Origin of the sequence: Cellulosimicrobium cellulans, from assembly GCF_016907755.1 — a bacterium.
Classification (GTDB): domain Bacteria; phylum Actinomycetota; class Actinomycetes; order Actinomycetales; family Cellulomonadaceae; genus Cellulosimicrobium; species Cellulosimicrobium cellulans_D.
Map to the genome: position 1 here is coordinate 2,619,224 of NZ_JAFBCN010000001.1, position 14,505 is coordinate 2,633,728.

13 protein-coding genes and 5 tRNA genes are annotated in these 14,505 nt (G+C 74.7%); 3 read left to right on the forward strand and 15 right to left on the reverse strand.

Annotated features, from left to right (window positions below; genetic code table 11):
• The first annotated feature begins 58 nt into the window (after window positions 1-58).
• Window positions 59-799: an aspartate/glutamate racemase family protein gene (locus JOE63_RS11315; RefSeq protein WP_204541431.1), complete on the forward strand. Its 741-nt coding sequence runs from the start codon at window positions 59-61 to the stop codon at window positions 797-799.
• Between the two features lie 58 nt (window positions 800-857).
• Here JOE63_RS11315 and JOE63_RS11320 read toward each other — a convergent pair whose 3' ends face one another.
• Window positions 858-1,343 (reverse strand): hypothetical protein, encoded by a 486-nt coding sequence (locus JOE63_RS11320; protein WP_087471929.1) that lies wholly within the window; start codon window positions 1,341-1,343, stop codon window positions 858-860.
• A gap of 5 nt (window positions 1,344-1,348) precedes the next feature.
• The gene (locus JOE63_RS11325) at window positions 1,349-2,224 is read right to left on the reverse strand and encodes a dihydrofolate reductase family protein (RefSeq protein WP_307840039.1); all 876 of its coding nucleotides are present in this window, start codon (window positions 2,222-2,224) and stop codon (window positions 1,349-1,351) included.
• A gap of 124 nt (window positions 2,225-2,348) precedes the next feature.
• On the opposite strand from JOE63_RS11325, the gene zapE reads away from it, so the two are divergent.
• A complete protein-coding gene (zapE, locus tag JOE63_RS11330; RefSeq protein ID WP_087472935.1) occupies window positions 2,349-3,389 on the forward strand; it encodes a cell division protein ZapE in 1,041 nt (346 codons plus the stop codon).
• A 31-nt stretch (window positions 3,390-3,420) separates the two neighbouring features.
• Here the strand turns inward: zapE and JOE63_RS11335 are convergent, their stop codons facing one another.
• Genes JOE63_RS11335 through glgX form a run of 5 tightly spaced genes read right to left on the reverse strand, consistent with a single transcriptional unit; the run spans window position 3,421 to window position 11,663 of the window.
• Window positions 3,421-3,984 carry a GNAT family N-acetyltransferase gene (locus JOE63_RS11335; protein ID WP_204541434.1) on the reverse strand — a complete coding sequence of 188 codons (564 nt, stop codon included), beginning with the start codon at window positions 3,982-3,984 and terminating at the stop codon, window positions 3,421-3,423.
• Complete coding sequence (locus JOE63_RS11340; protein ID WP_204541437.1) at window positions 3,981-4,895, reverse strand: PPK2 family polyphosphate kinase; 915 nt, start codon at window positions 4,893-4,895, stop codon at window positions 3,981-3,983. The genes JOE63_RS11335 and JOE63_RS11340 overlap by 4 nt, the downstream gene beginning before the upstream one ends.
• 14 nt (window positions 4,896-4,909) lie before the next feature.
• Window positions 4,910-6,808, reverse strand: coding sequence for a malto-oligosyltrehalose trehalohydrolase (gene treZ / locus JOE63_RS11345; RefSeq protein ID WP_204541440.1), 1,899 nt, complete (start codon window positions 6,806-6,808; stop codon window positions 4,910-4,912).
• Entirely contained in the window at window positions 6,805-9,471 is a 2,667-nt protein-coding gene (gene treY, locus JOE63_RS11350; protein WP_204541443.1) for a malto-oligosyltrehalose synthase, read from the reverse strand. Before treY ends, treZ begins: the two co-directional genes overlap by 4 nt.
• The gene (gene glgX, locus JOE63_RS11355) at window positions 9,468-11,663 is read right to left on the reverse strand and encodes a glycogen debranching protein GlgX (RefSeq protein WP_204541446.1); all 2,196 of its coding nucleotides are present in this window, start codon (window positions 11,661-11,663) and stop codon (window positions 9,468-9,470) included. Before glgX ends, treY begins: the two co-directional genes overlap by 4 nt.
• A 229-nt stretch (window positions 11,664-11,892) precedes the next feature.
• Between glgX and JOE63_RS11360 the strand changes: the two genes are divergently transcribed.
• Window positions 11,893-12,108, forward strand: coding sequence for a hypothetical protein (locus JOE63_RS11360; protein WP_087471935.1), 216 nt, complete (start codon window positions 11,893-11,895; stop codon window positions 12,106-12,108).
• Between the two features lies 1 nt (window position 12,109).
• On the opposite strand, the gene JOE63_RS11365 is transcribed toward JOE63_RS11360, so the two are convergent.
• From JOE63_RS11365 to JOE63_RS11400, 8 genes are all read right to left on the reverse strand, one after another.
• Window positions 12,110-12,427, reverse strand: a complete 318-nt coding sequence (locus JOE63_RS11365) for a hypothetical protein (RefSeq protein WP_307840041.1) — start codon at window positions 12,425-12,427, stop codon at window positions 12,110-12,112.
• An 86-nt stretch (window positions 12,428-12,513) separates the two neighbouring features.
• Window positions 12,514-12,837, reverse strand: coding sequence for a DUF2277 domain-containing protein (locus JOE63_RS11370; RefSeq protein ID WP_087471937.1), 324 nt, complete (start codon window positions 12,835-12,837; stop codon window positions 12,514-12,516).
• A gap of 51 nt (window positions 12,838-12,888) precedes the next feature.
• On the reverse strand, window positions 12,889-13,788 hold the full coding sequence (locus JOE63_RS11375) for a hypothetical protein (RefSeq protein WP_204541449.1): 900 nt from the start codon (window positions 13,786-13,788) through the stop codon (window positions 12,889-12,891).
• 57 nt (window positions 13,789-13,845) lie between these two features.
• Window positions 13,846-13,920, reverse strand: a tRNA-Val gene (locus JOE63_RS11380).
• Window positions 13,921-13,939: 19 nt separating this feature from the next.
• Window positions 13,940-14,010, reverse strand: a tRNA-Cys gene (locus tag JOE63_RS11385).
• Between the two features lie 56 nt (window positions 14,011-14,066).
• Window positions 14,067-14,139: transfer RNA gene (locus JOE63_RS11390), tRNA-Gly, on the reverse strand.
• A 159-nt stretch (window positions 14,140-14,298) separates the two neighbouring features.
• Window positions 14,299-14,370: transfer RNA gene (locus JOE63_RS11395), tRNA-Val, on the reverse strand.
• A gap of 21 nt (window positions 14,371-14,391) precedes the next feature.
• Window positions 14,392-14,462, reverse strand: a tRNA-Cys gene (locus JOE63_RS11400).
• Between the last annotated feature and the right edge of the window lie 43 nt (window positions 14,463-14,505).

A 14,505-nucleotide genomic window follows, 5' to 3' on the forward strand; every position in this document is an offset into this window, starting at 1 on the left:
GGGGTCGGCGCGGCGGCCGAGGGGGTGTCCGGGACGTGGGCCGCCGTAGGATCCACGGGTGACGTCGCGACCGGACCAGGACCACGCCCAGCCCCTCGTCGGAGTGCTCGGAGGTGTCGGACCGCTCGCCACGGCGTACTTCCTCCAGCTCCTCGTCGAGCTCACGGAGGCGGAGCGCGACCAGGACCACGTGGACGCCGTCGTGCTCAACCACGCCACGATCCCCGACCGCACGGCGTTCATCCTCGGCCGCTCGGACGCGGACCCGGGCCCGGTGCTCGCGCGCGACGCGCAGCGGCTCGAGCGCTTCGGGGCGGACTTCCTCGTCATGCCGTGCAACACCGCGCACTACTTCACCCAGCAGGTGCTCGACGCGATCAGCGTCCCGTTCGTGTCCATCATCGACACGACGGTCGACGCGGCCCGCTCACGGGTCGCGGACCTGCGCGCCGTGGGGCTGCTCGCGACGGCGGGGACCGCCACGTCGGGCGTCTACCAGGACGCGTTCGCGCACCACGGCGTCGACGCGCTCGTCCCGGACGAGGCGGACCAGGCCCTCGTCTCGCAGATCATCTACGAGCAGGTCAAGGCCGGCCGGTCGGTCGACATCGAGACGTTCCGCGCCGTCGCCGGCCGGCTCGTCGAGCGCGGTGCCCAGGTGATCGTGCTGGGCTGCACGGAGCTGTCGGTCGTCGCCGTCGACCACGACCTGCTCGCCGACCCGCTCTACCTCGACTCGACCGACCAGCTCGCGCGCGCGACCATCCGCCGCGCGGGGCACCGCGTCCGCGAGGACTGACCGGGCCTCCCCCTCGACGGACCGGGCCACTGCCTCGGCAGAGAGGTCCGACGCCGGGTCAGCCCAGCTCGCTCGTGCCCGAGTAGAGGTGCAGCACGGGGACGTGGAGCTCCTCGCGCGCGCGGGAGGCCCAGTCCGTGTGGAACGTGTCCTCGACCGCGTGCGGGTAGGTCACCACGACGATCTCGCGCACGCCGTCCGCGGCGACGGCCTTGCGCAGCGCGGGCAGCGGGTCGTCGTCGACGACCGAGCCGTCGGCCTCGCGGCCCGCCGCGCGCAGCTCGGCGACGCTGCGCTCGAGCTGCTCGCCCGCCGTCGCCGTGGCCTGGACGGGCGAGGGCTCGCGACCGAGGACCTCGTCCCACGCCTCCTTGAGCTCGCCCACGCTGAGGTGGTCGATGATCCCGGAGATCACGTTGCGCTCGGTGTCCGCGGGCACGAGCACCCGGTAGGCGAGCTGCTCGTCCTCGTGCAGCGACAGGATGTGCTGCACGTCGGCCGGGTTCAGCGTGTCTTCGGTCAGGACGAGGATCGTGTCGGTCACGCGGGTCAGCCTATCGGCAGGAGCCAGCGCGCGGCGGTCGTACCGGCGGGGGAGCCGGGACGGTCCTCGGGGCTGTGCAGCAGGTGGGCGAGGCGCGCGCCCCGGGGCGGGAGCGCGGTCGTGCCCGACGGCGCCGCCCCGGCCACGATCCGGCCGGGCCCCTGCCCGACGACGGTCGGCGTCGTGGTGACGCACAGCTCGTCGACCAGGTCCGCCGCGAGCAGGTCGCCCAGGAGCGTCGGTCCGCCCTCGGTGAGCACGCGGGCCAGGCCGCGGTCGGCGAGCGCGGCAAGTCCCCTCGTGAGATCGACCGCGAGATCGACGGCGGCACCCGGCTGGGGCGGCGCGCCCGCGGCGTCCTGCCCGACGACGAGCACCCGGTCGGCGGGCACGTCGCCCCGGGCCGTGGCCGCCCCGGCGGGCCCGGTGAGCACGAGGGGCGGGCGGTCGCCGCGGGCGAGCGCCTCGGGGACGCGGCCGGTCCGGGTGACGATCGCGAGCTCGAGCGGCGCGTCGTGCAGGTGTCGTAGACCGCGCGGCCGGTCGAGCGCGGTGTACCCCTCCGCGCGGCCGGTCCCCGCACCGACCAGGACGACGTCGGCCAGCGCGCGCAGGACGCGGAAGACGCGCCAGTCCGCGTCGTCGTTGATCGACCCCGAGCGGTGGTCCGGGCCCCACGCCGCGCCGTCGACGCTCGCGACCATGTTGGCGCGCACGACGTGCGCTCCGCGGGCGGACGGGCCGTACGCGTAGAGGGCCGCGAGGCGTTCCTCCCGCGGGTCGGGCGGCAGGTGCTCCGCGGCGGGGAGCAGGACGTCGAGCGGGGGCAGGTCCGTGCGCCCGCCGGCGGACTCGGGCGGGGGTGCCGTGGTGGAGGTCACAGCGGCCAGGTTAGCCGCGGGCGTAGGCTGGATCCTCGTGACTGCGCCCGTCGCCGGCGGCTCCTCGGCCCCGGCAGCCCTCCCCGGCACCGCCCGCGCGTCGGCCCCCGACGCTGCTCCCGACGTGCCCGGACGCACGCGCGCCCTGGCCGACGTCCGTCCGTCCGTCCCGCCCGCGCGCCTGCTGGCCGACCTCCTGCCGCCGCGGCACTTCGCCGACGCCCGCTTCTCGACCTACCGCGCGAACGCGGCGTACCCGAGCCAGGCGCGCACCGTCGCGCGGCTCGAGGAGGTCGCGGCCGCCGTCGTGAAGCCCGCGCGCAAGGGGCTCTTCGGCGCTCGGAAGCAGACCGCGCCCGCGGTGTACATGGACGGCGGCTTCGGCGTCGGCAAGACCCACCTCCTGACCTCCCTCGCGCACGCCGTGGGCCTCGACGCGAGCGCCTACGGCACGTTCGTCGAGTACACGAACCTGGTGGGCGCGCTCGGCTTCCAGGCGACGGTGGACGCGCTCGCGACGAAGAAGCTCGTGTGCATCGACGAGTTCGAGCTCGACGACCCGGGCGACACCGTGCTCATGTCCCGGCTCCTGCGCGAGCTCGCCGACCGCGGCGTCGCGCTCGCGGCGACGTCGAACACGCTGCCCGAGGCGCTCGGCGAGGGCCGCTTCGCGGCCGAGGACTTCCTGCGCGAGATCCAGGCGCTCGCGGCCCGGTTCGAGGTGCTGCGCGTCGACGGCGAGGACTACCGCCACCGTGCGGTCGTCACCGACTCGGCCCCGCTGCCCGAGGACGCGGTGCGGGCCGCGGCCGTGGGCCGCCCCGGCACGACGCTCGACGCGTTCGACGACCTGCTGGCGCACCTCTCGCACGTGCACCCCAGCCGCTACCGCGCGCTGCTCGACGGCGTCGAGGTCGTCGCGCTCACCGGCGTGCACACCGTGACCGAGCAGTCCGCCGCCCTGCGGCTCGTCGTCCTCGTCGACCGCCTCTACGACCGCGACGTGCCCGTGCTGCTCGCCGGGTCGGGCGACTACACGGGGGAGCGGAGCCTGTTCACGGACGAGATGCTGCGCGGCGGGTACCGCAAGAAGTACTACCGCGCGCTCTCGCGCCTCGGCGCGCTCGCCGAGGACGGCCGCGCGGTCGTGCGCGCCGGCACCTGATCCCCATCGGGCCAGGTCCCCGCCGGGCCGTTCACGACGCCGGTCGCTCGGCCCGGTAGACCGCGTGGAGCGGTGGGTCGGCCGGGTTGTCGGGCTCGAGGTCGGCGTCTGCGACGCGCCGGAGACCGGCCTTCTCGAGCACCCGCCGGGAGGCCGTGTTGCCGACCGGGACGGGCACCACGATCGTCGTCGCGCCGGGGAGCTCGGCCCACGTCCGGCGGACGGCCTCGGCCACGAGCAGGGTGCCCAGCCCGCGCCTGGTGCGCGCCGGGTCGCCGAGGAGGTAGTCGAGCGTCACCGTGCCGTCGGGCACCTCGACCCCTGCGGCGACGAGCTCGTCGCGGTACTGCGGGTAGTCGCGCAGGAACGAGCGTTGCACGAGCCCGACCGGTGTCCCGTCGAGGAGCACCACGAGATCCTCGCCCGGCTCCTCGCCACGCACCGACGGCCCGAAGTCGCGCTCGACCGCCGCGGACGTCGTCTCGTGGTGCCACCACCGCGCGACGTGCGGTCGCGCGAGCCACGCGGCGAGCAGCGGGAGGTCGGCCCGGGCGAGGCGTCGGAACGCGATCTGCGGGCCTGCGGCCCGGGTCACGTCGCCGCGAGGCGGTTCTTCTCGACCTCGATGTCGAAGTCGGCCGGGGGCCAGCCGAGGTCGAGGCGGCGCAGCGCGTCGAGCAGGAGCTCGCTCACCGCGAGGCGTGCGAACCACTTGCGGTCGGCCGGGACGACGTGCCACGGCGCGGCCTCGGTGCTCGTCCGGTCGAGGACGGCCTGGTAGGCCTCCTGGTACGCGGGCCACTTCTGGCGCGAGTCGACGTCGTTCGGGTTGTACTTCCAGAACTTGTCCGGGCGCTCGAGGCGTTCCATGAGCCGGGCCCGCTGCTCCTCGTAGGACACGAGCAGCGCGACCTTGACGATCGTCGTGCCCGACGCGACGACCTCGTCCTCGAAACGGTTGATCTCGTCGTACCGGGCCTCCCAGACCTCGGGCGGCACGAGGCCGTCGACGCGCGCTACCAGGACGTCCTCGTAGTGCGAGCGGTCGAAGACGCCGATGTAGCCGGGCTCCGGGAGAGCCTTGCGGATCCGCCACAGGTAGTCGTGCTCGCGCTCCTCGGGCGTCGGGACGCCGAACGACCGGTGCGCGACGCCCTGCGGGTCGACGAGCCCGACGACGTGCCGCACGATGCCGCCCTTGCCTGCGGTGTCCATGCCCTGCAGCACGAGCAGGACCGAGCGCGACCCACCCGAGCGGCCCTCGGCGAACAGGCGCTCCTGGAGCTCGGAGAGCTCGTCCGCGTGCCGCGCGACGAGCGCCTGGCCGGCCGCCTTGTCGCCGGCGAACCCCGGTGTGGACCCGCGGTCGAACGCCGCGAGGTCGAGGCCGGCGGGCACGCGCAACGACTCCGTCGGGGCGACCTCCCAGTCGGGGTCGAGCGCAGAGCCGGAACCGGACCCGGAGCCCTTGCCGTGCTTCTTCTTCGCCTTCTTCGTCGTCGACATGGGCGTGAGCGTAGTCACACCCAGGACAGGACGGCGACCGAACGCGCGGGCAGGTCGACGTGGCGCCGGTGCACGCTCGTCGCCGGGTCCCACGCGGCGAGGACGCGCGGCGTGCCGCCGAGCGCGAGCCGGAGCCGCCGGGCCTCGTGCCCGAGGTTCACGGCGACGGCGACGGTGCGCCGGTCCACGACGAATGCCGGCCCGTCGAGCGCGGCCCCGTCCGTCTGCGTCCTCTCCCCGGACGCGTCGTCGTCCACGCCTCCGGGCCCGTGCACCCGCACGACCGAGAGGTCGCCCGAGCGGACGTCCGGGCGCGACCGCAGCGCCACCAGCGCCCGGTACCAGGCGAGCAGGCGCGCGTGCTCGCCGCGGTCGCGCTCGGACCAGTCGAGGACGCTCGCGTCGCGGGTCGCCGGGTCCTGCGGGTCGGGCACGGGCGCGCCGTCGCCCCACCCGTGGTCGGCGAACTCTGCGGCCCGCCCGCGCCGGACCGCCTCGGCGAGCTCGGGCTCGGCGTGGTCGGTGAAGAACTGCCACGGCGTGGACGCGCCCCACTCCTCGCCCATGAAGAGCAGCGGGGTGAAGGGCGAGACCAGGACGAGCGCCGCGGCCGTGGCGAGCCCGCCGCCGTCGAGCGTGGCCGACGTCCGGTCCCCGGACGCGCGGTTGCCGACCTGGTCGTGGTTCTGCGCGCTCACGACGAACGCGTGCCCGTCGGTCCCTGCCGGGACGGGGTGGCCCCACGTGCGGCCGCGGAACGTGGAGTAGGTGCCGTCGTGCACGAACGCGCCCGTGAGCGCCTTGCGCAGCACCGCGACCGAGCCGAAGTCGACGTAGTAGCCCTGCCGCTCTCCCGTGAGGAGCGCGTGCACGGCGTGGTGGACGTCGTCGGCCCACTGGGCGCGCATGCCGCGCCCGCCCTGCTCGACGCCCGTGACCGTGGCCGGGTCGTTCTCGTCCGACTCGGCGACCAGGGTGAGCGGCCGGCCGAGCACCTGCTCGACGCGCTCGACCCGTCGGGCGAGCTCGGCCAGCAGGTGGGTCGGGGAGTCGTCGACGAGCGCGTGCACGGCGTCGAGGCGCAGCGCGTCGACGTGGAACTCGGCGAACCACCGCTCGGCGTTGTCGATCACCCACTCGCGCACCTCGCGGCTGCCCGGCCGGTCGAGGTTCACCGCCGAGCCCCAGGGCGTCGTGTGCGCGTCGGTGAAGTACGGGCCGAACTCCGGCAGGTAGTTCCCCGACGGGCCGAGATGGTTGTAGACGACGTCGAGCACGACGGCGAGCCCGCGCGCGTGCGCGGCGTCCACGAACCGCTGCAGCGCGCGAGGCCCCCCGTACGGCTCGTGCACCGCGTACAGGTGCACGCCGTCGTAGCCCCAGCCGCGCACGCCGCCGAACGCCGCGACCGGCAGGAGCTCGACCGCGCCGACGCCGAGGTCGACGAGGTGGTCGAGCCGGTCGACCGCGGCGTCGAGCGTGCCCTGCGGCGTGAACGTGCCGACGTGCAGCTCGTAGAGGACCTCGCCGCGCACGTCCCGGCCCTCCCACGCGCCGTCGGTCCACGCGAACGCCGCGTCGAACGTGCGGCTCGGCCCGTGCACGCCGTACGGCTGCCAGGGGCTGCGCGGGTCCGGGCGCCCCGGGCCGCCGTCGACCGCGAAGCCGTAGTCCGTGCCCCACGGCAGCTCGTGGTCGTAGCCCCACCAGCCGGGCACGTGCGCGCCGACGAGCCGCAGGGGGAGGCGCTCCGCGCCCTCGAACGTCCCGGAGCCGGGCTCGGGCAGGAGCAGCTCGACGCCGCGCGCCGTCGGAGCCCACACGACCGGGCGCGGGCCGGGCACCGCGAGGAGCGGGGTCGCGCGCGGCGCCGGGACGCGCGGGGCCGGGGGCGGTGCCTCCGGCGCCGTCATGCCGCACCCCCGGCCGCGGCGGCGCTCGCGGCCGCCGCGGCGCCCGCGTCGGCGAGGAGGGCGACGGGCAGGTCGGCGAGGAGGTCCGCGACCCGCACGGTGCCCGCCGGGTGCGCGCGCCCCGTGAGCACGTCGACCCACCTGCCCGTCCCCTCGGGGAGCGCGACGACGTGGTCTCGCCACCCGCCGAGCCGGTCGACCGTCCCGGCGAGCCGGGTCGCGACCGTCACGACGCGCGCGACCGGGTCCGCGCCGGTCCGGGTACCTGTGTCAGAGCCCGCGCCGACGCCCGGGGCGCCGGGCGTCGTGCGCGCGAACGCCAGCGCGCACGGCGTCGACGACGCGACGGGGGCGTAGCCGGCGCCCTCGCCCACGAACGCGTCGGCGAGGGTGCGGCGCAGCCGCAGCGCGCGGGTCGTGACGAGCAGCTTCTCGTCCGCGAGCGTGCGCGGGGGCGCGCCGCCGTCGAGCCGTGCGAGCCGCTCGGTCAGCGCCTCGACGTCCACGGGGCGGCGGTTGTCGGGGTCCACGAGGGTCGGCGCGTAGGACTCCGCGCCCTGGTACACGTCCGCGACGCCGGGTGCCGTGAGCCGGACGAGCGTGGTCCCGAGGCTCGCCGCGCGCAGCTCCTCGTGGTGCTCCCGGGACCACCGGGCGAAGGCGTCGATCACGGCCGGGTCGGCGAGCGCGCGGCGCGCGAGGTCCGCGACGGCCTCCTCGTAGGCCTCGTCGGGGCTCGTCCAGGACGTCGCGACCTTGGCCTCGCGCAGCGCCTTGCGCAGGTAGCCGACGAGCCGGTCGGGCGCGATCGCGGCGCCGGACGGGCCGTCGGGCGCGCCGTCGGCCGGGCCGGCCCCGGCGCCTGCGTCGGGCAGCCACGTCCCCGCGACGGTCTGCCACAGCAGGTTCTCCGCGAGGCCGTCCACGAGCACCCCGCGGTAGGGGGCGGTCGCCGCCCTGACCTCGTCGACGAGCCGCGACCACCCTGCCGCGTCCTCGGACAGCACCCCGAGCGCCGCGCGCGTGTCCTCGCCGCGCTTGGTGTCGTGCGTCGACCCCGCCGTGAGGGCGTGCGGCGTGAGCGCGGCGAACCGCTGCGCGAACGCGTGCCAGTCGTGCACGCCGAGGCTGAAGCGGTCCGGCTCGCCCCCGACCTCGCACAGGCTCACGAGCTCGGTCCACCGGTAGAACGCGGTGTCCTCCACGCCCTTCGCGGTCACCGCCCCGCAGACCTGCTGGAACCGCACCACGAGCTCGTCGCGGCGCGCCTCGCGGCGCCGGCCCGCGCTCCCGACCTCCCGGCCCAGCACGAGGTCGACCACGACGTCGAGCGTCTCCGTGCGCTGGGGGTCGAGCCGGGCGCGGGCGCGCGCGGCAGCGTCCTCGACCGCGCGCACCGCCTCGTGCCGCGGCGGGGTGCCCGGCGCGACGTACGCCCGGTAGCGGTCGAACGCGACCAGCAGCTCGCGCAGGCACTGGTGCAGGCCGCGCCACGTGTGGTCGCGCAGGCGGGGGTCGTCGTGGCAGACGGCGGCCGCGAGGTCGGTCAGGCGGTGCAGCTCCGCGTACAGCGGCCCCGCCACGACCTCGCGCTTCGCCTCGTCGACGAGCGCGCCCAGCCCGCCCGGGACGGCGCCCGTGAGGCGCGTCATCACCGCGTCCAGCCCCGACCTGCCGCCCGGGTCGACGAAGAGCTGCTGGAGCCGCCATGCGACGTCGTAGCCCGTCGTCCCGACCGTCGCCCAGTCCGGGGGGACCTGCTCCTCGCCCGCGAGGATCTTCTCCACGACGACCCACGCGCCGTTGGTGCGGTCGGCGAGGCGCTGGAGGTACTGCGCGGGGTCGGCGAGGCCGTCCGGATGGTCGATGCGCAGACCGTCGACCGTGCCGTCGGCGACGAGGTCGAGGACGAGCGCGTGCGTCGCGTCGAACACCTCCTCGTCCTCGACCCGGACGGCGACGAGCGACCCGACGTCGAAGAACCGCCGGTAGTTGAGCTCCTCGTCGCCCACGCGCCAGTACGCGAGGCGGTAGTGCTGGCGCTCCACCAGCTCGGTGAGCGGCAGGTCCTCCGTGCCCGCCCGCACGGGGAAGACGTGGTCGTAGTACCGCAGCACGCGCCGCGGCCCCGGCGACCCGGGGACCTCGACGTCGTCGAGCGCGATCTCGCCCGCCGCGAGCACGTCGCCCAGGCGCGCGCCGAGGACCGGCATGAGCACGGCGCCCTCGCCCGCCGACCAGTCGACGTCGAACCACCGGGCGTACGGCGAGTCGGCACCGTCCTCGAGCACCGACCACAGCGCGTGGTTGTGCCACGCGGGTGTCGGGACCGCCATGTGGTTCGGCACGACGTCGAGCACCAGGCCCAGGCCCGCCGCCCGCGCGCTCGCGGCGAGCCGCTCCAGGCCCTCGCGCCCGCCGAGCTCGGCGCTGACGCGCGTGTGGTCGACGACGTCGTAGCCGTGCGTCGAGCCGGGCGCGGCCTGGAGCACGGGGGAGAGGTAGACGTGCGTGACGCCGAGGGAGGCCAGGTACGGCACCTGGTGCGCGGCCTCGTCGAACGTGAGGTCGGGGCCGAGCTGCAGCCGGTACGTCGAGACGGGGACGCGGGGCGGCGTGCCGTCCGCGCCGGTCGCGCCGAGGTCGGGGGTGGCGGGCGTCATCGCAGCGGCGGGCGGGTCAGGACGATGACGCTGCGGCCCGTCACGGAGACCGTGTCGCCCGGGCGCAGGGCGTCGCCGACGTCCACCGTGCCGTCGGTGTCCAGCACGACGTCCCACCCCTCCCCGTACATCGCGGGCGGCACGGTGAACTCGAGCGCGTCGGAGTGGGCGTTGAGCAGCAGGAGGAACGAGTCGTCGACGATCGGCTCGCCGCGCCGGTCCTGCTCGGGGATCGCGTCGCCGTTGAGGAACACCATGACGGTGCGCGCGTACGCGTGGTCCCAGTCCTGCTGGTCCATGCGCGACCCCGTGATGTCGAGCCACTCGATGTCCGGCAGCTCGTCGTCGGCCGTCCCGGCGCCGCCGCGGCCGAGGAAGAAGCGCCGCCGGTGCAGCACGGGGTGGTCGCGGCGCAGCCACACGACGCGGCGGGCGAAGTCGAGGAGCGCGGCCCGCTCGTCGTCGAGGCCCTCCTCGCCGCCCCAGTCCATCCACGTGATCGCGTTGTCCTGGCAGTAGCCGTTGTTGTTGCCGCCCTGCGTGCGCGCGATCTCGTCGCCGTGCGCGAGCATCGGCACGCCCTGGGAGAGCAGCAGCGTGGCGAGGAAGTTGCGGCGCTGGCGCGCCCGCAGCGCCCGCACGTCCGGGTCGTCCGTCGGCCCCTCGACCCCGCAGTTCCACGACCGGTTGTGGCTCTCGCCGTCGTTGTTGCCCTCGCCGTTGGCCTCGTTGTGCTTCTCGTCGTAGGAGACGAGGTCGTTCAGCGTGAAGCCGTCGTGCGCCGTGACGAAGTTGATCGACGCGATGGGCTTGCGACCGCTGTGCTCGTAGAGGTCGGACGAGCCCGTGAGCCGGCTCGCGAGCTCGGGCAGGGTCGAGGGCTCGCCGCGCCAGAAGTCGCGCACGGTGTCCCGGTACTGCCCGTTCCACTCCGTCCACAGCGGCGGGAACCCGCCGACCTGGTAGCCGCCGTCGCCGAGGTCCCACGGCTCGGCGATGAGCTTGACCTGGGAGATCACCGGGTCCTGCTGCACGATGTCGAAGAACGCCGAGAGGCGGTCGACCTCGTGGAACTGCCGGGCCAGGGTCGCCGCGAGGTCGAAGCGGAACCCGTCCACGTGCATCTCGGTCACCCAGTAGCGCAGCGAGTCCATGATGAGCTGGAGCACGTGCGGCGAGCGCATGAGCAGCGAGTTGCCCGTGCCCGTGGTGTCGAAGTAGTGGGCCTCGTCGCCGTCCACGAGCCGGTAGTACGCCTTGTTGTCGATACCGCGGAAGCTGAGCGTCGGGCCGAGGTGGTTGCCCTCCGCGGTGTGGTTGTAGACGACGTCGAGGATGACCTCGATGCCCGCCTCGTGCAGGGCCTTGACCATGGTCTTGAACTCCATGACCTGCTGCCCGCGCGTGCCGTACGCCGCGTACCCGTTGTGGGGCGCGAAGAACCCGACGGTGTTGTAGCCCCAGTAGTTCGACAGCCCCTTCTCGACGAGCGTGGGGTCGTTGACGAACTGGTGCACCGGCATGAGCTCCACCGCGGTGACGCCCAGCGTCACGAGGTGCTCGATCACGGCCGGGTGGGCCATGCCCGCGTAGGTGCCGCGCAGCTCGTCGGGCACGTCGGGGTGGAGCATCGTCATGCCCTTGACGTGCGCCTCGTAGATCACGCTGTCGTGGTAGTCCCGGTTCGGCGGGCGGTCGTGCCCCCAGTCGAAGTACGGGTTGATGACGACCGAGACCATCGTGTGCCCCGCGGAGTCGTCGTCGTTGAGCGGGGGAGCGGGCGGCGGGGCGTCCTCGGGCTCCTCGCCGGCGGCGACGTCGTCCGACGGGGCGACCTCGCCGCCGTCGCCGAACCGGTAGGAGAAGAGGGACTCGTCGCCGTCCACCCGGCCCTCGATCGCCTTCGCGTACGGGTCCAGGAGCAGCTTGGCCGGGTTGCAGCGGTGGCCGTTCCCCGGGTCGTACGGGCCGTGCACGCGGTAGCCGTAGCGCGTGCCGGGCCCCTTGCCGGGCAGGTAGACGTGCCAGACGTGCGCGTCGACCTCCTCGAGGTCGACGCGTGTCTCGGTGCCGTCGTCGCCGAGGAGGCACAGCTCCACGCGCTCCGCGACCTCGGAGAACAGGGCGAAGTTCGTCCCCGTCCCGTCGTAGGTGGCACCCAGCGGGTAGGGGTGGCCGGGCCAGGTCTGCATGCCCCTGAGGATTCCACGCACCCCGGGTCGCTGTCGTCGCAGACGGCTCTCGGACCCGGGTGACGACGAACACCATCGAGTAAATAGTGTGCCAAGCGGCGTCGACCGTCCGGCTCGGCGACGCGGTCGCCTCACCACCACCAGCCCCGAACGACCAGTGACGCGAGGGCGCAGGCGACTCTGGGCGGACGGTCGTGCATCGCGGCGTCGGACCTGGTAGACCCGTGCCATGAGCACCCACGCAGACCACCGCGACGACCTCAACGAGTCGGACGTCGCCTCCGCACGCCTGTCCCCGCGCCGCGAGGAGGAGGGCGAGGCCGTGGGCGACGTGCTGACCGGAGGGGACGCGACCAAGGCCCCGCAGTCGCTGTCGGAGAACGAGCGCCGGCCGATCGACGGCGCGTCGTCGGGCACGTCCTGGGACGACCCCGACGAGCTCTGACTCAGTCGACGCGCGGCAGCCGGTCGGCGTCGACCGGGATGAGGCGCGGCATCCCCGCGGGGGCCACCGCGCTCAGCGCGAGGTAGCGCGCCTCCGCGCGGTGGAGGCGGATGTGCTCGTCGACGGTCCAGTCCGGCCCGTTCGTGAGCGACATGCCGCACGAGCAGTCGATCGTCACGCGACCTGTCCCGTCCTCACGGACCTGTCCGATCGTCACGTGCGCGGAGCGCGCGTCCGCCTTCGCGCGGCGCATGCTCGCGCTGACGGGTTCGGGGCGCATGGCGTCCGGCGACGGGTTCGGGGCGGGTGCGGCACTCACGGGTCCCGAGCCTAGACGGCGTCGCCGGGGCGGCGCGCACGCGACGCACGCACCACCCGGCGGCGCTGCGGACCCGGGGACCCGTCTCAGTGGGTGTGGGCGATCCCCAGGGCGTGCGCCCGCTCGTGCTCACGCTCCGCCGCCTCGCGCGCGGCGATGCGCGCCCGGACCTCCTCACGGCGGAGCGGGGGGACGGTCGTCGGTGGGTTGCGGCGCTCCGGCAGCTCGTCGAGCAGCCGCGCGACGATGGCCGTGACCTCGTCGACCGCCCGCTCGAACGGCTCCTGGGTCGCGGCGCTCGTGCGCTGGATCCCCGTGACCTTCCGGACGAACTGGCGCGCTGCCGCCTCGATCTCCTCGTCGGTGGCGGGGGGCTCGAGGCCGCGCAGGGTCGTGATGTTCCGGCACATGTCCTCGACGCTACGTGCGCACGCGGGTCGCCACAAGGGCGCCCCGCCCCGTCAGGCGAAGCGTGCCGTGACGGCGAGCGTCTCTCCGACCTCGACGCGCACGTCCGCGAGACGCACGCCCGGAGGCAGGTCGGAGACGAGGTCGACCTGGTGCCCCTCGGCCTTGGCCAGCTCGCCGCGCGCGGCCAGGAGCAGGGCTGCGACGACGGGGTTGCGGCTCGACAGCTCGAGGTCCCGGACGGTGAGCACCATGCGCGCGTCGACCTCGGCGGTCGCCGTCGCGCGCACGCTCGCGGAGAGGATCCCCTTGCGCACCCGGGCGAACCCGCGGAGCGTGACGCTGCGGGGTCCGCCCGCCGCGAGCTCGACGTCGAGCGACGCCAGCGTGAGGCCGAGGTTCTGGAGCTCCGTCGCCACGAGGCGCCGGGCGGTCTCGACGACGGCGTCGCGCGGCGCGGCGACGCGGACGTGGCCGCTGAGAGGAGCGGCGTCGTCCGGCTCGACAGGCTCGATCCCCAGCGCGCCGGCGGTGTCCTCGACCCAGCGGAACCGCAGGCCCTCGGCCTCGGCGACGACGTCCACCGGCACGTCCTCCACCAGGAGCGGGTGCGCGTCGACGCGGAGCCGACGCAGCACGGCGTCCTCGCGCGAGCGCACGTCCTCGACGTCCCGGGTCTCGGGCGCGTCCGCCGTGCCGTGCTCCGTGCCGTGGACCGAGCCCTGACCCGAGCCGCCGATGCGCACGCGCACCCCCGTCAGGTCGACGTCCAGCCGGGCGACGTCGGGCCCGTCGAGGTCGGCGTCGAGCCGGGCCCGGTCGGCACCCTCGACGGTCGGCCCGAGCAGGTCGAGCAGGACGGGCCGCAGCCGGGCGAGGAGCTCGGTGGAGGTCGTGGGACGCGGCGCGGTGCCGAGCGGCAGCACGTCGTGGGCGGGGCGCAGGTCGGGCATGGGCCGAGGGTAGTGGACGACGAAGGCCGCCCCGGGGAACCGGGACGGCCTTCGTGCTGGTGGGCGATACTGGGATCGAACCAGTGACCTCTTCCGTGTCAGGGAAGCGCGCTACCGCTGCGCCAATCGCCCGGGGTGCTGCACTGCTGCGAGGTGGAGATGGGATTCGAACCCACGTATACGGCTTTGCAGGCCGCTGCCTCGCCTCTCGGCCACTCCACCTTGAGACGCGTCCTCTCTCACGCTCCCGGAGGAGCAGGCCAGAGAGTGGGCCTCCGAGCGGATGACGGGACTCGAACCCGCGACCCTCACCTTGGCAAGGTGATGCTCTACCAACTGAGCCACATCCGCGCGGCCGGTCCTGCGAGAGCTCTTGCGAGCCCTCCGGTGTTCCGGCGCGAAGCACATACTAGCCGACTTCCGACCTGAACCGTGCATCCGGTCCGGGTGATGGTCGGCACGCGAGAGGCCGCTCCGGACGTAGCCGGGGCGGCCTCTCGCAGGTGCTCGTGGGCGATACTGGGATCGAACCAGTGACCTCTTCCGTGTCAGGGAAGCGCGCTACCGCTGCGCCAATCGCCCCAAAAGGGTGGTGCTGTTGCGAGGTGGAGATGGGATTCGAACCCACGTATACGGCTTTGCAGGCCGCTGCCTCGCCTCTCGGCCACTCCACCGCGACCTGCCCTCCGCCGCCGCGAGAGCGGACGGAGAGTGGGC